Source organism: Cryobacterium cryoconiti, from assembly GCF_004403065.1.
In the GTDB taxonomy this organism is placed as follows: domain Bacteria; phylum Actinomycetota; class Actinomycetes; order Actinomycetales; family Microbacteriaceae; genus Cryobacterium; species Cryobacterium cryoconiti.
On record NZ_SOHA01000005.1, the window covers coordinates 353685 to 373743 of the forward strand.

Annotated in this window: 18 protein-coding genes; 9 read left to right on the forward strand and 9 right to left on the reverse strand. The window is 64.1% G+C overall.

Annotated elements, in window-relative coordinates; genetic code table 11:
- Position 1: 1 nt before the first annotated feature.
- A complete protein-coding gene (locus tag E3T49_RS03070; RefSeq protein WP_134423364.1) occupies positions 2-730 on the forward strand; it encodes a type 1 glutamine amidotransferase in 729 nt (242 codons plus the stop codon).
- Positions 731-799: 69 nt separating this feature from the next.
- Here the strand turns inward: E3T49_RS03070 and E3T49_RS03075 are convergent, their stop codons facing one another.
- Complete coding sequence (locus E3T49_RS03075; RefSeq protein WP_134363773.1) at positions 800-1036, reverse strand: DUF7455 domain-containing protein; 237 nt, start codon at positions 1034-1036, stop codon at positions 800-802.
- Between the two features lie 172 nt (positions 1037-1208).
- On the opposite strand from E3T49_RS03075, the gene E3T49_RS03080 reads away from it, so the two are divergent.
- Complete coding sequence (locus E3T49_RS03080; protein ID WP_134423366.1) at positions 1209-3290, forward strand: DNA gyrase/topoisomerase IV subunit B; 2082 nt, start codon at positions 1209-1211, stop codon at positions 3288-3290.
- A 16-nt stretch (positions 3291-3306) separates the two neighbouring features.
- Here the strand turns inward: E3T49_RS03080 and E3T49_RS03085 are convergent, their stop codons facing one another.
- Both E3T49_RS03085 and E3T49_RS03090 read right to left on the reverse strand, forming a co-directional pair.
- Entirely contained in the window at positions 3307-4005 is a 699-nt protein-coding gene (locus tag E3T49_RS03085; RefSeq protein ID WP_134423368.1) for an SDR family NAD(P)-dependent oxidoreductase, read from the reverse strand.
- Between the two features lie 37 nt (positions 4006-4042).
- Positions 4043-6526, reverse strand: coding sequence for a DNA gyrase/topoisomerase IV subunit A (locus tag E3T49_RS03090; RefSeq protein ID WP_134423370.1), 2484 nt, complete (start codon positions 6524-6526; stop codon positions 4043-4045).
- A 90-nt stretch (positions 6527-6616) separates the two neighbouring features.
- On the opposite strand from E3T49_RS03090, the gene E3T49_RS03095 reads away from it, so the two are divergent.
- Complete coding sequence (locus tag E3T49_RS03095) at positions 6617-7762, forward strand: alkaline phosphatase family protein (RefSeq protein WP_134423372.1); 1146 nt, start codon at positions 6617-6619, stop codon at positions 7760-7762.
- A gap of 18 nt (positions 7763-7780) precedes the next feature.
- Here E3T49_RS03095 and E3T49_RS03100 read toward each other — a convergent pair whose 3' ends face one another.
- Entirely contained in the window at positions 7781-8377 is a 597-nt protein-coding gene (locus E3T49_RS03100) for a DUF3043 domain-containing protein (RefSeq protein WP_241972604.1), read from the reverse strand.
- A gap of 37 nt (positions 8378-8414) precedes the next feature.
- On the opposite strand from E3T49_RS03100, the gene E3T49_RS03105 reads away from it, so the two are divergent.
- From E3T49_RS03105 to ctaF, 5 genes are all read left to right on the forward strand, one after another.
- Positions 8415-9836, forward strand: coding sequence for a dipeptidase (locus tag E3T49_RS03105; RefSeq protein WP_134423374.1), 1422 nt, complete (start codon positions 8415-8417; stop codon positions 9834-9836).
- 137 nt (positions 9837-9973) lie between these two features.
- Positions 9974-10330 (forward strand): iron-sulfur cluster insertion protein ErpA, encoded by a 357-nt coding sequence (erpA, locus tag E3T49_RS03110; protein WP_134423376.1) that lies wholly within the window; start codon positions 9974-9976, stop codon positions 10328-10330.
- A 176-nt stretch (positions 10331-10506) separates the two neighbouring features.
- The gene (ctaC, locus tag E3T49_RS03115) at positions 10507-11394 is read left to right on the forward strand and encodes an aa3-type cytochrome oxidase subunit II (protein WP_134423378.1); all 888 of its coding nucleotides are present in this window, start codon (positions 10507-10509) and stop codon (positions 11392-11394) included.
- A gap of 3 nt (positions 11395-11397) precedes the next feature.
- The gene (gene ctaD, locus E3T49_RS03120) at positions 11398-13137 is read left to right on the forward strand and encodes an aa3-type cytochrome oxidase subunit I (protein ID WP_134423380.1); all 1740 of its coding nucleotides are present in this window, start codon (positions 11398-11400) and stop codon (positions 13135-13137) included.
- Complete coding sequence (gene ctaF, locus E3T49_RS03125) at positions 13138-13560, forward strand: aa3-type cytochrome oxidase subunit IV (RefSeq protein ID WP_134423382.1); 423 nt, start codon at positions 13138-13140, stop codon at positions 13558-13560. It abuts the gene before it with no gap.
- A 213-nt stretch (positions 13561-13773) separates the two neighbouring features.
- Here the strand turns inward: ctaF and E3T49_RS03130 are convergent, their stop codons facing one another.
- Genes E3T49_RS03130 through ctaE form a run of 5 tightly spaced genes read right to left on the reverse strand, consistent with a single transcriptional unit; the run spans position 13774 to position 18888 of the window.
- Complete coding sequence (locus E3T49_RS03130; protein WP_134423384.1) at positions 13774-14607, reverse strand: methyltransferase domain-containing protein; 834 nt, start codon at positions 14605-14607, stop codon at positions 13774-13776.
- A gap of 31 nt (positions 14608-14638) precedes the next feature.
- Positions 14639-16258 (reverse strand): cytochrome bc1 complex cytochrome b subunit, encoded by a 1620-nt coding sequence (qcrB, locus tag E3T49_RS03135; RefSeq protein WP_134423386.1) that lies wholly within the window; start codon positions 16256-16258, stop codon positions 14639-14641.
- Entirely contained in the window at positions 16255-17328 is a 1074-nt protein-coding gene (gene qcrA, locus E3T49_RS03140; protein WP_134423388.1) for a cytochrome bc1 complex Rieske iron-sulfur subunit, read from the reverse strand. Before qcrA ends, qcrB begins: the two co-directional genes overlap by 4 nt.
- 56 nt (positions 17329-17384) lie before the next feature.
- Positions 17385-18197 carry a cytochrome bc1 complex diheme cytochrome c subunit gene (gene qcrC, locus E3T49_RS03145; protein ID WP_134423390.1) on the reverse strand — a complete coding sequence of 271 codons (813 nt, stop codon included), beginning with the start codon at positions 18195-18197 and terminating at the stop codon, positions 17385-17387.
- Positions 18198-18219: 22 nt separating this feature from the next.
- Positions 18220-18888 (reverse strand): aa3-type cytochrome oxidase subunit III, encoded by a 669-nt coding sequence (gene ctaE, locus E3T49_RS03150; protein WP_134423392.1) that lies wholly within the window; start codon positions 18886-18888, stop codon positions 18220-18222.
- Positions 18889-18993: 105 nt separating this feature from the next.
- Here ctaE and trpD point away from each other — a divergent pair, with 105 nt between their 5' ends.
- Complete coding sequence (gene trpD / locus E3T49_RS03155; RefSeq protein WP_134423394.1) at positions 18994-20046, forward strand: anthranilate phosphoribosyltransferase; 1053 nt, start codon at positions 18994-18996, stop codon at positions 20044-20046.
- The last annotated feature ends 13 nt before the right edge of the window (positions 20047-20059 follow it).

The following is a 20059-nucleotide window of genomic DNA, read 5'->3' on the forward strand; positions in this document are numbered from 1 at the left end:
AATGACCCGTCCGCTCGCGATCATCTCGCTGCTGCCTGACCTTCTGAACACCAATGGGGACGCTGCCAATGCCCGGGTTCTGGCCCAGCGGGCCCGATGGGCGGGAATCCCCGCCAACGTCATCGACGTTCGCACGGCAGGCGAGGTACCCGAGCACGTGGATGCCGTCGTGATCGGGTCAGGGTCGGACTCTGATCTGATCTCTGCACGCGACATTCTCGCGACGATGGCTGCCGACCTTCGCGTGTGGACCACCGCCGGCGTTCCCGTTCTGGCAGTCGGCACAGGGTGGGAATTGCTGAGCTGGGGTATCGAGCTCGGTGACGGCACCGTCATCGAGGGGTTGGGCATAGTAGCCGGCCGCGCCGTTCCGATGCAGGAGCGGGCCACCGACGACATCGTGGTCGACTCACGCCACGGCCGGCTCATCGGCTTCGAAAACCACGCCCGCAACTATGTGGGGGCCGAGGCGTCGCCGCTCGGCCAGGTGCGGGCGGGCACCGGGAACGGAGCCGGAACAGAGGGCCTCGTGATGGGAACCCTCATCGGCACGCATTTGCACGGACCAGTGCTGGCCCGCAATCCCGGTTTGGCGGACCATGTGCTTCGGACCGCCCTCGCCCGGACTGGTCAGGACTATCTGCCCGGTGTGCGCACGCACGCCGCCGATGACATAGCAAAAGCCGCACGCAATCAGATTGCCGTGCGGCTGACCCTTCCGACAGAGTAACGGGCCGAACCCCGAACAGTGTGGGGCAGCCGTGGCTGCCCCACACCCTCACGCGGTGAAGAGCTTCAACTAGGAGCGCTGGTCCTCGAGGAGGCGGCTCGACTCGTCGTGCCAGCTTTCGGCGATGGCGGCGAGCTTCTCCTGATGCTTGCGGCCGTGGTGCGCACAGAACAGCAACTCGCTGTTGTTCACCACGACACGGATGTAGGCCTGAGCGCCACAAGCGTCGCAGCGGTCTGCCGCGGTGAGCTGGTGCGGCGCCTTCTCTTGGTCGATGGCACCATTTTCGGTTGCGATCTGGGACATGGTTTCCTCCTCCAGACTGATACCAACTGATACCAATTTAACCTGAACTCAATGTAAACACGGTCCGCCCCCGTTATCGAGTCGGTTGCAGGCTATTTCGCTCACCGCGTAGCGCTCTTCGCTCGAGTGTCGGTGAGAGAGCGCGGCCCGGCGATCGGTATCCTTGACCGTTGTGAGTTCTTCTGATTATTCTGCCCGCCATCTGTCGGTCCTCGAAGGCCTGGAAGCGGTTCGCAAACGCCCGGGCATGTATATCGGATCCACCGATTCACGCGGTCTGATGCATTGCCTGTGGGAGATCATCGACAACTCGGTCGACGAGGCACTGGGCGGCTTCGGCAGCAGCATCGATATCGTCCTGCACCCGGACGAGAGCGTTGAAGTGCGGGATACCGCCCGTGGCGTACCGGTTGACATCGAGCCGAAGACCGGTCTCACCGGTGTCGAGGTCGTCTTCACCAAACTGCACGCCGGTGGAAAGTTCGGCAGCGGATCGTATGCAGCGTCCGGCGGACTGCACGGCGTCGGCGCTTCCGTGGTCAACGCCCTGTCGGAGCGTCTCGACGTGGAGGTCGACCGCGATGGCAAGACGTGGGCCATGTCGTTCCACCGCGGTGAACCGGGTATTTTCACCGACGTGGGAGAGAAGAGCCCCGATGCACCGTTCACACCCTTTGAGAAGCAGAGCGAACTGCGGGTCATCGGCAAGGTGAAACGCGGCGTGACGGGGACCCGGGTGCGGTACTGGGCTGACCGCCAGATCTTCACCAAGGGGGCCGCCTTCCAAACCGAGGAGCTACTCGCGCGGGCCCGTCAAACGGCATTCCTGGTGCCCGGCCTGACCATCGAGATTTCCGACCGGCGCACCGACGTCGCCGTCCTGGAATCCTTCACCTTTGAGGGCGGGATCTCAGAATTCGTCGACCATCTCGCGACCGACACCCCGATCACCGATACGTGGCGCCTGACTGGGAACGGATCCTTCTCGGAGACCGTTCCTGTTCTGACCAGCACAGGTGCCATGGTTCCGACCGAGTTGGTCCGGGATTGCGCCGTGGACATCGCCCTTCGCTGGGGCACCGGCTACGACACTGTCATTCGCAGTTTCGTGAACATCATTGCGACGCCCAAGGGCGGTACCCACCAGGCCGGTTTCGATGCCGGCCTGCTTAAATTCCTGCGCGGCCAGGTCGAATTGAACGCCCGTCGCCTCAAAATGGGGTCCGACAAGCTGGAGAAGGATGATGTGATGGCCGGCCTGACTGCCGTCCTGACCGTTCGCCTGCCCGAGCCGCAGTTCGAGGGCCAGACCAAGGAGGTCCTCGGCACTCCTGCTGTCCGTGCGATCGTCGCCAACGTCGTGGCTCAAGCCATGAATGAGCGTTTCGTGTCGACGAAGCGAGACGACAAGGCGCAGTCCGCAGTGGTGCTCGACAAAATCGTGGCCGAGATGAAGTCCCGTATCTCCGCACGGGCACACAAGGAGACCCAGCGGCGCAAGAATGCCCTGGAGAGCTCCTCTCTGCCTGCCAAGCTGGTCGATTGCCGCAGTAACGACGTCTCCACGAGTGAACTCTTCATCGTCGAGGGCGATTCCGCTCTGGGGACGGCGAAGCTTGCCCGCGACAGCGAGCACCAGGCGCTGCTTCCGATTCGGGGCAAGATCTTGAACGTGCAGAAGGCATCTGTGGCCGACATGCTCTCGAATCTGGAGTGTGCGTCCATCATTCAGGTGATCGGGGCCGGATCCGGCCGAAGCTTTGACCTGTCTGCTGCACGGTATGGCAAGGTCATCATCATGAGCGACGCGGACGTCGACGGCGCGCACATCCGTACGCTTCTGCTCACGCTGTTCTTCCGCTACATGCGCCCGATGATCACCGAGGGACGTGTCTTCGCGGCTGTGCCGCCGCTCCACAGGGTCGTGGTGATGCATCCCGGCACCAAGCCCAACGAGACCATCTACACGTATACGGAGCAGGAACTGCAGGCCGTGCTGGCCGGCCTCAAGAAGAGCGGCAAGCGCTACCAGGATCCGATCCAGCGGTACAAGGGTCTGGGCGAGATGGACGCAGATCAGTTAGCGACGACGACCATGGAGCGCGCGCACCGCACGCTCCGCCGCGTCCGGGTCGCCGACGCCGAGATGGCGGGCAACGTGTTCGAACTCCTGATGGGCAATGATGTCGCGCCTCGCAAGGAGTTCATCATCGAAAGCTCTGACAAGCTCAGTCGCGAGCGCATCGACGTGTGACTTCCGGATCGAGCGCCTAAACGTGGAACGACGTGCTCGGCAGGTCGCGTTCACCGGTGACGATGGCAGCCACGATGCGTTCCGCGACGGCGGCCGGGCGGTAACCGGTCGGCAGGCGCGGTGCCGTGCCCGCAATCGGGTGAGTCGACAGATCCGTTTCGGTGTGGCCGGGCCTGGCGTCGAGAAGGCGGATGCCGCTGCGGCGTAGTTCTCGACCTGCGGCCTGTCCGAACGCCGCGACGGCGGCCTTCGACGCGGAGTAGGCGGCCAGGTTCGCGGTGGGGCTTTCGCTGACGACCCCGCTGAGGGTGAGTACGAAGGGTTCGCGGCCCTGCTCGGCGGATTCGGTCAGGGCCGCCCGGGCGGCCCGGAGCAGGCGGATGGGGGCGAGGGTGTTCAGGGTGAACAATTCGCTCAGGGTTTCGTCGGTCACCTCGAGTGCGGGTCCGAAGGCGACGACGCCCGAGGCGTTGACGATACCGTCGAGCCGGCCGTTCACTCTGACCGCCTCGGCGATGAGAGCGGTGATGGCCGCGGGGTCCGTCAGATCGGCGGCAATCGCCGTTCCCGGGACCGACAGGGCGTCGAGCTTGGCCTGGCTGCGACCGCTGAGGATGAGGCGAGCGCCGCTGTCCGCCAGGAGCCTGGCGATCTCACGTCCGAGTCCGCCGGAGGCACCGAGGACAAGAATGGCCGAATCTGCGAGGTGTGTCATTCGGCCACCCTAGCCCACGAATCTGCCCGGCTCAGAGTCAGGCGATCTGGGAACCGATGGTGCCGATCACCGAGTCGAGCATGGCCCCTGAGGCGTCGCGCCGGGAGCCGGATTCGGGCAGCGAACGCGGAGTACCGTCCGCCCCGACCGCGCGGGCGGGCAGTGGGCCCACCCAGGCGATCGAGACTATGTCTTCGCCTTTCAGGAAACGGTGGGACCGCACTCCGCCGGTTCCTCGCCCCTTCGCCGGGTATTCAGTGAAGTCGGAAACCTTGGCGCTACCGGGGTCCGTCCCGGGAAGGGTGTGACTGCCCGTGGCCACAGTGGCTACCACCAGGGACGTCTCGCTGGACGAGGGCACACTGGTGAAGTAGACCACATGGGCATCGGGGGAGAGTTTGATGCCGGCCATTCCGCCGGCTGTGCGGCCCTGGGAACGCACGGAACCGGCAGGGAAACGCAGCAGCTGGGAATCCGAGGCGATGAAGACGAGTTCATCGTCTTCAGCACCTTGAATCGCACCCACGACCACGTCTCTGGGCTTCAGCCCGATGATTTCGAAATCGGGTTTGTTGGCCCAGTCGCCGGCGGTGACCCGCTTGACAATGCCTTGGCGGGTGCCGAGGGCGATCGACCGGTCGGAATCGAGGGCGACGAGCGCGAGAACCTTCTCCGCCTTGTTGGGAAGCGACAAATAGTCGCCTACGCCCACGCCGGCGGCAAGTTGGATGGACGTCGGCGGCATCACGGGCAGGTCGACGGGGGAGAAGCGGATGAGCCGGCCCAGGCTGGTGACCGCACCGATTTCGGTGCGGCTGGTGGTGTCCAGAACGGATAGGACAGCGTCATGCTTGCTGCGACGCTGCGCCGGCGTGATCCTCTCGGGCAGATCTGCACTGTCGGCCGGCAGGTCCACCCGGGCGATCTTTCCGGTTGTGCTGAGGTAGACCCTGGTGGGTGTGTCTGTCACCTCGAGGATGGCCGCCTTCCGCTTGGCGGCGGCGCTGTTCGCACCCGCAATGCTCGGCTTGGCCTCGGTCAGCAGCGTCCGCCGGGGTGTTCCGAATCGCTCGGCTGTCGAGGCGAGTTCGTCGGACACCAGGGTGCGGATGGCCGCTTTGCTGCCCAGCAGCTTTTCCAGGGCAGCGATCTCAGCCAGCAACTGGTCGCGTTCTGTCTCGAGTTCGATCCGGGAGAAGCGGGTCAGGCGACGAAGCCGAAGCTCGAGGATGTACTCGGCCTGGATCTGGCTGAGGTCGAAGACGTCGATAAGCCGGGTCCGCGCCTGCTCGCTGTCGTCGCTGGCGCGGATGACCTGGATGACCTCGTCGATGTCGAGGATGGCGACCAGCAGCCCCTCGACCAGGTGCAGGCGCTCCTTGCGCCGGGCGAGTCGGTAGGCCGATCGCCGGGTGACGACCTCGATACGGTGCCCGATGTAGACGAGGAGCAGTTCCCGGAGACCCAACGTTTGAGGACCGCCGTCGACGAGCGCGACGGCATTGATATTGAAGGAGTCTTCGAGCGGTGTGTATCGGTAGAGCTGTTCGAGGACGGCTTCCGGGCTGAAACCGGTCTTGATGCCGATGACGAGACGGAGCCCCTTGGTGCGGTCGGTCAGGTCGGTGACGTCGGAAATCCCGCTCAGCTTCTTCGACGTGACGCCGTCCTTGATCTTCTCGATGACCCGCTCCGGTCCGACCAGATAGGGGAGTTCGGTGACCACGAGACCTGCCTTGCGGGCGGTGATCGCCTCGACGGTTACGCGCGCCCGGGTCTTGAAGCTCCCTCGGCCGGTCGCATACGCGTCTTTGATCCCCGCCAGCCCGACGATCGTGCCACCGGTGGGCAGGTCGGGACCCGGGACGAACTCCATCAGGTCGTCCAGGGTCGCATTGGGGTGGGCCAGCAGGTGCCGGGCAGCGCCGACGACCTCGATCAGATTGTGCGGGGCCATATTCGTGGCCATGCCCACGGCGATTCCGCTTGCGCCGTTGACCAGCAGATTGGGGTACGCCGCCGGGAGGACATCCGGTTGGGTGAGCTGGTTGTCGTAGTTGGGCACGAAATCGACGACGTCCTCGTCGAGGTTCTCCGTCATGGCGAGGGCCGGTGCGGCCAGCCGCGCCTCGGTGTACCGCGGGGCGGCCGGACCGTCGTCGAGCGAGCCGAAGTTGCCGTGCCCGTCGATCAGCGGAACCCTCAGCGTGAACGCCTGCGCCATGCGGACCAGCGCATCGTAGATGGCCGTGTCGCCGTGGGGATGCAGCTTGCCCATGACTTCGCCCACCACCCGAGCCGACTTCACGTGCCCGCGATCGGGACGCAGCCCCATTTCGCTCATCTGGTAGAGGATGCGCCGCTGCACCGGCTTGAGCCCGTCGCGGGCGTCCGGAAGGGCACGGGAGTAGATGACCGAGTAGGCGTACTCGAGGAACGAGCCTTGCATCTCGGTCGAGACATCGACGTCCTCGATGCGTTCGGTGAACGTGGCGGGCGGAGTGCTGTCTGAACGGCTCATTCGTGAATTCTGCTGAGGCGCGCGTTGCGGCACACGCGCTGTCGGGTAGGCGCTGATCGATTCGGCCGGGTCTATGTCAGACTTGGCGCGATGCCCTCCATGCTACCGGCCCGCCAATTCAGCACCCTGCGCCTTGCCGATGTCCTCTCAAGTTCCCTCTCGTCGATCCAGGGTCTCCCGAACACCCTGGGCCTCGGCCCGGCGAACAGGGCGGTCGTCGTTCTGGCGGACGGCCTCGGCGTCAGCGCCCTCCGTGCTCGGGCCGGCCACGCCCGGTTCCTGAATTCGCTGCTGACCAAAACCAGCGTCGTCGATGGCGTCTTTCCGTCCACCACGGCCGCAGGGATCACAACCCTCACGACGGGAGTCGAACCTGGGCGGCACGGTCTCGTCGGCTACCGGGTGCTGGACGCAGAGCGGGACCGCGTCGTCAACCAGCTGACCGGCTGGGATTCGGACATGCGCCCGGAGCTCTGGCAGCGCACACGAACGGTCTTCGAACAGGCCGCGGATGCCGGCGTCCCCGGTTTCGCAATCGGCCCACGCCGCTACGCCGCCTCGGGCTTCACCCAGGCGGCACTCCGTGGTGCGCGCTACGTTTCCGCTGAGAGCGTCTCCGACCGGTTCGCCGCCGCACGGCACCTGCTGGACACCGAGCCGCGTGCTTTGGTCTATCTCTACGTCCCGGAGTTGGATGTGGCCGCGCACGCGCACGGTTGGGAGTCCGACCGCTGGCTCGCCGCCCTGGAGTCCCTTGACGCCGCGGCCGGACGGTTCGCAGGCGGGCTGCGAAGCGACGAGGGGCTGCTGCTCACGGCCGACCACGGCATCATCGACGTCCCGGCGACCAGACATGTGCTCTTCGACACTGTGCCGACGCTCGTCGACGGAGTCCGCCACATCGGTGGGGACCCTCGGTGCCTGCACCTGTACCTTGAGCCCGACTGCGGCGCCGACGTCGCTGACGACCTTGCCACCGCGTGGCGCGAGGTCGAGGGCCACCGGTCCTGGGTGTTCACGCGCGCGGAAGCGGTCGAGGCAGGGCTGTTCGGGACCGTCGACCCTGAGGTGCTGCCACGAATCGGCGACGTCATCGTCGCCGCGCGCAAATCGATCGCCTACTACGACTCCCGGGAACCGAACCAGTCCGCCCGATCGATGGTCGGTCAACACGGATCGCTGACCGACGAGGAGCTGCGTGTGCCGCTGATCCGTTGCGGGGCCTACAACCTTTAACGCCCTGCGCCGGCGGGATCAGGCCGGGTACTGGCCGCGCTTGACCTGCGGCTTCGGCAAGCGCATGGGGCGCAGCTGCAGTGCCCGCATGGCTGCGTACCAGCGCACCCGTTCCACCTTGCCGGCTCCGAACTTGGCGGTCAGCTTGCGGGTGACCGTGAAGCCGAGGATGACGCTGTCGACCACGGCAACGAGAAAGAACGCCCACAGGGCGAGGATGCCGTAGGTCTGTACCGACGGGTCGGGAAAGAATGTCAGCAGGATCACCAGGAACATCACGGGGATCATGAACTCACCCACGTTGAACCGCGCATCGACGTAGTCGCGCACGTACCGCTTCTGCGGCCCACGTTCACGAACCGGGAGGTACTTCTCATCGCCGGCGGCCATGCCGACGCGTGCGCGGTCGCGAGCTTCGGCAGCCTTGCCTCTGGCCTGCTTGGCAGCAAGCTTGCGGTCGTCCGGAACGAGGGGACGCTTGTTCAGCGCCTCCTGCTGTTTGCGGCTGGGCGTCGCCTGTCCTTTTCCGGCAGGCTGAACGGCCGCCAGGCGAGACTTGGTCTCCTCCGGGGTCTCCATGGATGGTTGTGCGTCTGGGTTCACAGGCTTAGCCACATCAGTTCCTTGCAATTGGTTGGCTTAAGATTACCCGATGACCGATATTCGAGAAACAGAGCCCGCGGCAATCACTCCGGCTGCCCAGGAACTTCGCGCCGCCGTCGAGGGGGGCCTGCCGACGACACTTGCGGACCTGTGCGCGCTGGTGCGGATTCCGTCCGTTTCCTGGGACGCCTTCGATGCCGATCAGGTTGCCCGTAGCGCGGATGCCGTCGCGAATCTGGTGCGCGGTCTCGGTGTGTTCGACTCGGTGGAGATCAAGGCGGCCGGGATCCCGGGCGGGGCCGAACTCGGTCACCCCGCGGTACTCGCAACCCGAGCGGCCCGCCGTGGACGCCCGACGGTTCTTCTTTATGCGCATCACGACGTCCAGCCTCCCGGCCAGGACGAAGATTGGGAATCGAACCCGTTCGAACCGACCATTCGCGGCGACCGCCTCTATGGTCGCGGTGCTGCCGACGACAAGGCCGGCGTCATGGCCCACATCGCCGCGATCCGCGCGCTGGTCGAAGCGGAAGGGCCGGATTTCGACCTGGGCCTCGCCCTCTTCATCGAGGGAGAAGAGGAGTTCGGCAGTCGTTCATTCTCCACCTTCCTCGAAGAGAACCAGGAGGCTCTTCGCGCTGACGCCATCGTCGTGGCGGACTCGAACAATTGGGACGTATCCACCCCCGCGCTCACCACGGCTCTTCGCGGCAACGTCACTTTCCGCCTCACGGTGCGCACGCTCGACCACGCGTCGCACTCCGGCATGTTCGGGGGAGCGGTTCCGGATGCCATGATGGCGACCGTCCGCCTGCTGTCCTCGCTCTACGCCGAGGACGGATCGGTCGCCGTGACCGGGCTGACAAGCATCGACGTCCCCACGCCCGACTACTCCGTCGGGCAGCTTCGCCTGGAGACGGGCCTTACAGCGGGCGTCAGCCCGATCGGCCACGGCACGGTCCTCAGCCGGATCTGGTCTCAGCCTGCCATCACCGTCACGGGTATTGACGCGCCATCCGTGGCCAACGCCTCGAACACGCTCACCCCGGTCGTCACCGTTCGAATCAGCACCCGCGTCGCACCGGGCCAGCCGGCGGCTGAGGCCTACCTGGCCCTTCAGGCACACCTTCTCGCACACGCGCCCTTCGGCGCCCGTGTCGACATCGACGATGTCGACACGGGGGAGGCCTTCCTGGTCGATACGGAGGGCTGGGCCGTGGCCGAGACCCGCAGCGCCATGGCTGAGGCCTGGGGGGTCGAGCCGGTGGACATCGGAGTGGGTGGGTCGATTCCGTTCATCGCGGACCTGGTCCGGGTTTTCCCCGATGCTCAGATCCTGGTCACCGGCGTTGAAGATCCAGATTCCCGTGCGCACAGCCCCAACGAATCGCTACATCTCGGAGTATTCAAGCGGGCCATTCTCAGCGAAGCCTTCCTGCTCGCGCGTTTGAACCGGCGTTCAGAGAGCTGACAACCGCCAACGAACGATCGCAGGGAATGCAGGGGGTGCATTCCCGGTTGTGCTCGGTAGAATTCCCCGGGGAATCCACCGGTGATGTGGTCGCAGAAACGGACCGAGCGAGCACCCGACGAACAATGAGGAGCACCATGACCGACACAGCAGCCACCAGCACCGCCGCCCATGGCGTTGGTCTGAGTGCCACCGCCGCCGACAAGGTGCGGAGCCTTCTCGCCCAGGAGGGCCGCGAGGACCTCCGACTTCGCGTCGCCGTTCAGCCCGGCGGTTGTTCCGGCCTGATCTACCAGCTTTACTTCGACGAGCGCGTCCTGGACGGGGACGCTCTCGTCGACTTCGACGGTGTCGAGGTCATCGTCGACAAGATGAGCGTGCCCTACCTCGATGGGGCGTCCATTGATTTCGAGGACACCATCCAGAAGCAGGGGTTCACCATCGACAACCCCAACGCGGGCGGCAGCTGCGCGTGCGGAGATTCGTTCAGCTAATCCGCGCGGGCCGATTCACCGGCACGCCAATTCCCTCAGAAACTGTGACTGGCGGCGAATTCGTTACCTTCACCGGCACGTTCCTGCACAACGGAACGCGTCCGTCGCAGTAGGCTGGGAATCTATAAAAGCACTTCCAGCGAAGTGTGTCGTCGAGTCCCACCGAAAGGTTACTGGTGCGCAAAAACCATCGTCTCCGATGGGCTGCAATTCCGATCGCAGCGTCGTTGGCCATTGTTCTAGCGGGGTGCTCTCAGGCCCAGCTTCACGGCTATCTCCCCGGCTTCGTCGAGGGGCAGCCGGCGGTGACCAACCAGACCGAACGGGTAGCAGGTCTGTGGACCACCTCCTGGATCGTTCTCATGATCGTGGGTCTCATCACGTGGGGCCTCACCATCTGGGCCGTGGTCGTCTACCGGCGGCGCAAGGGCCAGACCGGATTGCCCGTCCAACTGCGGTACAACATGCCGATCGAGATTTTCTACACGGTCGTGCCGCTGATCCTCGTGGTGGGTTTCTTCGCCTTCACGGCGCGGGACCAGGCCGAGATCGAGGCCCGGTTCGATTCCCCGGACGTCAAGATCCAGGTCATCGGCAAGCAGTGGGCTTGGGACTTCAACTACATCGATGAGGACGTCTACTCCGTCGGCATCCAGGGTCAGCCTGACGTCGAGGGTCCTGCGGGCTCACTGGTGCAGTCCGAGATCCCGACGCTGGTGCTGCCGGTCGGAAAAAGGATCGAGCTGGCACTCGACGCCCGCGACGTCATCCACTCTTTCTGGGTCGTCGACTTCCTGTACAAGAAGGACATGATCCCGGGCAAGACCAATTACATGTCGGTCATCCCGGAACGTATCGGCACCTATGCGGGCAAGTGCGCTGAATTGTGCGGTGAGTACCACTCTCTGATGCTCTTCAACGTCGAGGTCGTCTCTGAGGCTGACTACGACGCCTACATCGAGTCCCTGCGCGCCGCAGGCAACGAGGGCCAGCTCGGCCTCGAGTACGAACGCAACCAGAATCTGCCGGGCACATCAGCTCCGACCGAGCAGGAGGGCAACTAGGCCATGAGTACTGCTACCGCGGCACCCACCGCACCCACAACGCCCTCAGCACCTCGTAAGCCCACCGGCGTCGAGAGCAAGGGCAACATCATCGTCCGGTGGATCACCTCCACCGACCACAAGGTCATCGGGTACATGTACCTGATCACGTCGTTCGTATATTTCTGTCTCGCCGGCGTCATGGCCCTGGTCATTCGTGCCCAGCTCTTCGCACCGGGTCTCGAGGTCGTGCAGACGAAGGAACAGTACAACCAGCTGTTCACGATGCACGGAACGATCATGCTGTTGATGTTCGCGACACCGTTGTTCTTCGGTTTCGCAAACTCCCTCATGCCGCTGCAGATCGGCGCCCCCGACGTGGCGTTCCCCCGGCTGAACGCCTTCTCGTTCTGGGCATTCTTCTTCGGCAGCCTGGTCGCCGTCGGTGGGTTCCTCACTCCGCAGGGTGCTGCATCCTTCGGCTGGTTCGCTTACCAGCCCCTGGCAAGCACGACGTTCTCCCCGGGCGTCGGTGGCAACCTGTGGATGGTCGGCCTCGGGCTCAGCGGATTCGGAACCATCCTCGGAGCAGTGAACTTCATCACCACCGTGATCACGATGCGTGCACCCGGAATGACCATGTTCCGGATGCCCATCTTCACCTGGAACACGCTGGTCACCTCGCTCCTCATTCTCATGGCCTTCCCGGTTTTGGCCGCAGCCCTCCTGGCCGCTGCCTCGGACCGCATCTTCCTCTCGCACATCTACGATCCGGCGAACGGTGGGGCCATTCTCTGGCAGCACCTGTTCTGGTTCTTCGGTCACCCTGAGGTGTACATCATCGCCCTGCCGTTCTTCGGCATCGTTTCGGAGGTCTTCCCGGTCTTCAGCCGCAAGCCGATCTTCGGTTACAAGACACTCATCTACGCGACCATCTCGATCGCCGCCCTGTCCGTCGCGGTCTGGGCACACCACATGTACGTCACCGGCTCTGTCCTGCTGCCGTTCTTCTCACTGATGACCATGCTGATCGCCGTTCCGACGGGGGTGAAGATCTTCAACTGGATCGGCACCATGTGGCGAGGTTCCCTGACGTTCGAGACCCCCATGCTGTGGGCCCTCGGATTCCTGGTCACCTTCACCTTCGGTGGTCTCACCGGAGTTATTCTCGCCTCTCCGCCACTCGACTTCCATGTCTCGGACACCTACTTCGTCGTCGCCCACTTTCACTATGTGATCTTCGGCACTGTGGTGTTCGCGATGTTCAGCGGCTTCTACTTCTGGTGGCCGAAGTGGACCGGGAAGATGCTCAACGAGAGCCTGGGCAAGTGGCACTTCTGGATCCTCTTCATCGGGTTCCACACGACCTTCCTGGTTCAGCACTGGCTGGGAGTCGTCGGCATGCCGCGCCGCTACGCGTCGTACCTGCCCGAGGACGGCTTCACCTGGATGAACCAGTTGTCCACGATCGGCTCGGTCATTCTCGCGATCTCGATGATTCCGTTCTTCCTGAACGTGTACATCACCGCACGGAACGCCCCCAAGGTCACCGTGAACGACCCGTGGGGATTCGGCGCCTCGCTGGAGTGGGCCACGTCCTGCCCGCCGCCGCGGCACAACTTCACATCCATCCCGCGCATTCGGTCCGAGCGTCCCGCGTTCGACCTGAACCACCCGGAAGCGGCCATGACCGTCGGCATCGGCCCGGGCAAGGATGCACCGGACGCCCCCACGTACGACGCAGCGTCACAAAGGACGAAGTAAATGAGAGCCAACGTCAATCTCCTCTGGATTCTCAGCGGATTCTTCGTCGTCGTCACGGTGGCGTACGTGGTCTGGGGACTGCTCGACCCGACCCAGAACAGAATCGAGTGGGCCGGCACGTTCGCGCTCGGTTTGTCGGCGATCTTCGTCAGCTTCGTGGCTTTCTACCTCAGCCGTGTTCACCTGGCCCAGGGCGGGGAGCTCCCGGAGGACCGCCTTGACGCGAACATCGATGACGGAGACCCCGAGGTCGGCTTCTACAGCCCGTGGAGCTGGTGGCCGATCCTCCTCGCCGCCAGTGCAGCCCTGCTCTTCATGGGACTGGCTGTCGGTGTCTGGATTTCGATCATCGCCCTGGGCATCGGAGTGATCTGCCTCGTCGGTTGGGTGTACGAGTACTACCGCGGTAACTTCGCCCGGTGATCTGACCAACAGCGCACCTCAGAGCGCACGGCGGCGTCCAGGACCTCAGGTCCCGGACGCCGCCTTTTTGTCGTACCCACCTCGGGGATCGATCTTCTAAGGGAGGATGCCGGCTGCGCCGGGCCCCGGGGATCGCAGCTCGATTGCGGCCCGCCCCGCGCTCAGACTGTGGGCAACGTCAGGGGAGTTACACCGAGGTCAGAGTGACCGGGATCACAGTGTGCGGCGGCGGAAGCCGAGGACCTCGAACGACGCTGTAACGGTCTGTACGGGGCTCAGGTGGCCTGCAACGTCCTCGGCGTCGGTGTGGTGGGAAGAAGGCCCCATCCCGATCAGAGCGGCGGCCTGTTCCGGGTTCAGGACCAGGGCGGCGGACAGCTCATCGCGCGATTCCAGATCGAAGCCCTGGGTGGCCAGCGTCTGCGAGAGATTCTCCGCCTTGTTCGCCGGAACGTCCAAAGCCAGCCCCGCCGCTCTGAGCTCCTGCAGATGAGTCTTCTGGGGTACCACCACCATCAGCATGCCCGACGGGCGCAGCACCCGATGGAACTCCGCCGGGTTGCGCGGCGCGAAGACGTTGAGGATGACGTCGGCCGCTGCGTCCCGCACCGGGAGAGCTGACCATACGTCGGCGACGAGCCCATCGACGTTGTCGTGGCCGGCCACCGTGCGCGCCACGGCGACGGGGGAGAGGTCCATGCCCAGGGCCTGGGCTTCGGGGATGTGATCGAGCACCCCCTCCAGGTAGTACCCGGTACCGCAGCCGACGTCGAGGATGCGGGTCGGTTTCACATCGGCAACCCGCTCGGCCAGACGCTCACGTAACGGGGCGTACCAGCCTGCGGAGAGGAAGAGTCCCCGGGCATCCACCATGGCGACGCTGTCGCCGATCAGCCGTCGAGCGCCGCCGGCGAGTGAGATGTACCCGCGCTTGTTGGCATCGAAGGAATGCCGGGACGCGCAGCACAGCGTCAGGGGACCGGACGGAGTGAGGGGGAGAAAACAGTTCGGGCACCGAAGCCACTCCGACAGGGTCTGGAGTGACATCGATGCCCGTTCTGCTGTTGCGGCGAAATGCCTAGTGGTGGTCGCCGTGCGTGCGCTCGAGTTCGGTGCTCGACACCGGTTCGATCCGGTCCTCGAAGAACCAGCGGGACAGTCCGGCTCGGGCCTTCTGGCCGACCGTGATCTTGCCCTTCGCGTTCGGACGAATCATGAGCGGCTTGTAGTCGTTGTAGCTGACCAGCTTCCAGCGCTCGTACTCGTCCACTGGCTGGTGGACCTCGATGTACTCGCCGCCGGGCAGTCGCACAATACGCCCGGACTCGTAGCCGTGAAGAACGATCTCCCGATCCTTTTTCTGCAAGGCCAGGCAGATCCGTTTCGTGACGAAGAAGGCGATGAAGGGACCCACGATCACCAGGAACTGCATGGTGTGGATCACTCCTTCCATCGTCACCTTGAAGTGCGTGGCGATGATGTCGGAGGACGCCGTGGCCCACAGCGCCGCATAGAAGGTGACGCCGGCGGCACCGATGGCGGTGCGTGTCGGGGCGTTCCGCGGGCGATCAAGGATGTGGTGCTCACGCTTGTCTCCGGTGACCCACGCTTCGATGAACGGGTAGATCAAAACGACGAGGATGAACAGTCCGAGTGCCACGAGCGGGATCAGGATGTTGAACGACCAGGTGCGGTCGAGCCATACGAACTCAAGTCCCGGCGGAATGAGTCGCAGTGCGCCGTCGGCGAAACCGATGTACCAGTCCGGTTGAGTTCCGGCAGACACGGGGGAGGGATCGTAGGGACCGTAGTTCCAGATGGGGTTGATGGTGAACAGTGACGCCATCAGCATGACGATGCCGAAGACGATGAAGAAGAACCCACCGGCCTTGGCCGCGTACACGGGAAGCACAGGGTATCCGACCACGTTCTGGTTCGTGCGACCGGCGCCCGGGTACTGCGTGTGCTTGTGCACGACGACGAAGAGCAGATGCATGGCGATCAGTGCCACGATGATGGCCGGTAGCAACAGGATGTGGAGCGAGTAGAGCCGTCCGACAATCTGTTCGCCCGGGAATTCTCCGCCGAAGAGCAGGAACGAGATCCAGGTTCCCACGACGGGGATACCCTTCACCATTCCGTCGATGATGCGCAGTCCGTTGCCGGAGAGCAGGTCGTCGGGGAGGGAGTAGCCGGTGAAGCCCTCAGCCATGGCGAGGATGAACAGGATGAAGCCGATGACCCAGTTCAGCTCGCGGGGCTTACGGAACGCACCCGTGAAGTAGATGCGCAGCATGTGCAGACCGATGGCGGCCACGAACAGCAGAGCCGCCCAGTGGTGGACCTGACGCATCAGGAGCCCGCCGCGGATGTCGAAGGAGATATCCAGCGAGGATGCCATCGCAGCGGACATCTCCACACCCTTGAGAGGCAGGTAGGAGCCGTCATACTCGACCGGCGTCATCGAGGCGTGGAAGAAGAACGTCAGGAAGGACCCGGACAGCAGGATGATGACGAAGCTGTAGAGGGCGACCTCGCCGAGCAGGAAAGACCAGTGGTCGGGGAAGATCTTGCGACCCAGCTCCTTGACGGCCGTCGAGATGCTCGTGCGTTCGTCGATGTAGTTCGCGGCTGCCCCGGTGAGGCCGCCCGACTTCTTCGTTTCGACTAGCTCAGTAGTCGTAGTTGCAGTGCTCAATTCCGCTCCCAGAAGCTCGGCCCGACGGGTTCAGTGAAATCGCTCTGTGCAATGAGATATCCCTCGGAGTCTACTGTGATGGGCAGCTGGGGGAGTGGGCGCTTGGCCGGCCCGAAGATGACCTCACACTGATTGGTGACGTCGAACTGGGACTGGTGGCAAGGGCACAGAAGCGTGTGCGTCTGCTGCTCGTAAAGTGCAACGGGACATCCGACGTGCGTGCAGATCTTGGAGTACGCGACGATGCCGTTGTACGACCAGTCCTTCTTGTCGGCCGGCTCGTTGATGTCCTCGGGCTTGAGACGCATCAACAGAACGGCAGCCTTCGCCTTTTCCTCGAGCTTGCCGTGACCGAGGTCCTGAAGGCCTTCCGGAATGACGTGGAAGGCCGAGCCCAGGGTCACGTCCGAGGCCTTGATCGGGGTGCCCGTCGGGTCGATCGCGAGCCGGGTGCCCTTCTTCCACATGGTGTGTTCGAGGAGCGCGGACGGGTTGGTGTCCTGCGGTCCAAGGCCGCGAAATAGAACAACTGCCGGCAACGGGAAAGCGATCAGGGCACCGATCAGGCTGTTACGGATGAGCGTGCGACGACCGATGCCGGACTCGACATTGGCCTCGTGGAAGATCTCGACTGCACGCTCACGGGTCTCATCGGAACCGCGGACGGGGTGCCGTTCGTCGACGCCCTCGTGGTCGAACATGAGTGCCTTGCCCCAGTGCACGGCACCGATGCCGATGGCCAGGAGCGCCAGCGTCAGTCCAAGGCCGATGAAGAGGTTGTTGAGCCGGACGGAGCTCGGGTCTTCCTCAATGATGGGAAAGGCCATGTACGCGATGATCGCGAAGACGCTTCCGACGATCGACAGGTAGAACAGCGTGTAGACGGCTCGTTCCGCCTGCCGTTCGGCGCTCGGGTTCAGGTCGGTGACACGGGGGCGGTGCGGGGGGAATCCCGGGTTGGCCACGGCATCGCGTACGACGACGGCGGTGCCTGCGGGAGCCCCCTCATGCCCGACGGTCGACGAGTCAGCAGCGGTCAGGTCCTTCCCGCTGTTATCGTCCTTGGCCATTGTTCTCCTTCATCGGAATTCTCATAGAAATAAGTTCGTTTCGAACGGGGCGACGGTCAGTTCGACTTCGCCGTGATCCACACCGTCAAGGCGACGATGGACCCCAGGCCGAAGATCCAGAGGAAGAGACCTTCCGAGACTGGTCCGAGGGCACCCAGGGCGAATCCACCCGGAGACGGGTTGGTGTCGAGGTACTTGAGGTACGTGATGATGTCCCGCTTGCTCTCGGGGGAGATGTTCATGTCGTTGAACACGGGCATGTTCTGCGGACCGGTGACCATGGCCTCGTAGATGTGCTTCTCCGTAACGCCGGCCAGAGCAGGTGCGTACTTGCCCTGGGTGAGGGCACCACCGGCACCGGCGACGTTGTGGCACATCGCGCAGTTGATGCGGAAGAGCTCGGCACCGTTGGCCGCATCGCCTTCGCCGTCGAGAAGTGACGCATCGGGAAGGGCGGGGCCGGGAGCCAGAGAAGCGACGTACGCGGCGAGGGCTGCGGTCTGCTCTTCCGTGAACTGAACAGCCTTCTTTTCTGCCTGCGGGCCGTTGAGCTGCATGGGCATGCGCCCGGTGCCGACCTGGAAGTCGACCGAGGCCGCGCCGACACCGATCAGGCTGGGACCGCTTCCGGTTCCTTCCGCCGCCAGTCCATGGCACGTCGCGCAGTTCGCAGCAAAGAGCTTCTGCCCTTCGCCGACGGTCTGCTGTGACGCGGCGGTGGTTTCTGCGCTGGCGGTGCTGGTGCTGAACGCGGCGTATGCACCGCCTGTGAAGAGGAGGCCGATCGCGATGAGGGCGACGCTGGCAAGCGGGCTGCGGCGGCCGGCTTTGCGACCGCCGGACTGCTTGGGTGTGCTAATCGTGGTCATACGTGGTGTCCACTCCGACTTTCTATTTAAGAACGTAAATGACGAGGAACAGCCCGATCCAGACAACGTCGACGAAGTGCCAGTAGTACGACACGACGATGGCGCTGGTTGCTTCCTTGTGGCCGAAGTTCTTGACGGCGAAACCACGCCCGATGACGAGCAGGAACGCGATCAGCCCGGCAGTCACGTGAATCCCGTGGAACCCTGTGGTGAGGTAGAACGCGGAACCGTAGGCATTGCTGGTGAGCGACACGCCTTCGGAGACGAGAGTCGCATACTCGAAAACCTGCCCGGAGACGAAGATCGCACCGAGGGCGTAAGTCAGGAAGAACCACTCGACCATGCCCCACTGGCTGGGCTTCCAACCGGTGGACCGGGACTGGAGGCGCTCGGCCGCGAAGACACCGAACTGGCAGGTCACGGACGATGACACCAGGATGAGCGTATTCACCAGAGCAAAACTGAAGTTGTGCTTGTCCGCCTCGAACAACCACAACTCGGGCGACGTAGACCGAAGCGTGAAGTAGATGGCAAAGAGCCCGGCGAAGAACATGACTTCGCTGCCCAGCCAGACGATAGTGCCCACAGCCACGCTGTTGGGCCGGTTAACAACGGGCGCAGTGGCCGTATAAGTAATTGATGGGCTCGTCACCGTTCCATTATGGCCGATTTCCTGTCGTGTTTTTCGCATCCGGGCGAGCCTGTCGCTCATTTGCCGGAATGACTACCGGATTGAAACAAACGCGCCCCCGGAAGCGAATTCGGGCCCGACAGTTGAACTCGCTAAAATCGTCTCATGCTTGAAATTCAGTCCTGGCCCAACGTCATCAGCGCGCTACTTTCCGGTGAGGACCTGAGCGTGTCGGATGCGGCGTGGAGCATGGAGCAGGTGATGCTCGGCCAGGCCACTCCGGCTCAGTTGGCAGGGTTCCTGGTCGCGCTGCGGGCCAAGGGGGAGACCGTGGACGAGATCGTCGGATTCCGGGACGCGATTCTCGACCATGCCGTGCCCCTGATGGTGAACCCCATGGCGCTCGACATCGTCGGCACCGGGGGAGACCGGTTCGGAACAGTCAACATTTCGACGATGGCGTCGATTGTGTGTGCCGGCGCGGGCGTTCCGGTGATCAAGCACGGTAACCGGGCCGCGAGCTCCGCGTCCGGATCGTCCGACGTCCTGGCGGCTCTGGGCATCGACCTGACGCTCTCCGCCGACAAGGTCGCGGCCATCCTGGATGCGGCCGGGATCACCTTTGCGTATGCGGCTGCGTTCCACCCCGGTTTCCGTCATGCAGCTGCTGCCCGTTCGGAGCTCGGCATCCCAACGGTTTTCAACTACCTCGGCCCCCTCTGCAATCCGGCCCGACCCGAAGCGTCGGCCGTGGGCGTCGCGAACCTTGATCGCGTCCCGCTGATCGTCGGGGTCTTCCAGACTCGCGGAGCCACTGCCCTTGTCTTCCGCGGGGACGATGGCCTGGACGAGCTGACCACGACCGGGCACAGTCATATCTGGGAGGTGTCGCGCGGTCTGGTCACGGAACATGACATCGACCCGCGCGATCTCGGTCTGCGCCGTTCCTCGATCGGCGAACTCGTCGGCGGTGACGCTGACCACAATGCCGGCGTCGTTCATTCCATGCTGGCCGGCAAGGTTGACGCGGTCCGGGACATCGTGCTTCTGAACGCCGCCGCCGGGCTGGTCTCCTTCGACCTCGCCAATGATCCGTCCCAGGCCCAGCTGAACATCCTCGACCGTTTCCGCGACAAGATGGCCGTGGCCGCGGAGGCAGTCGACTCCGGTGCGGCCACGGCCAAACTCGCGGAGTGGGTCGCAGCCAGTCGGCTGTAGTCCACTCGGACGA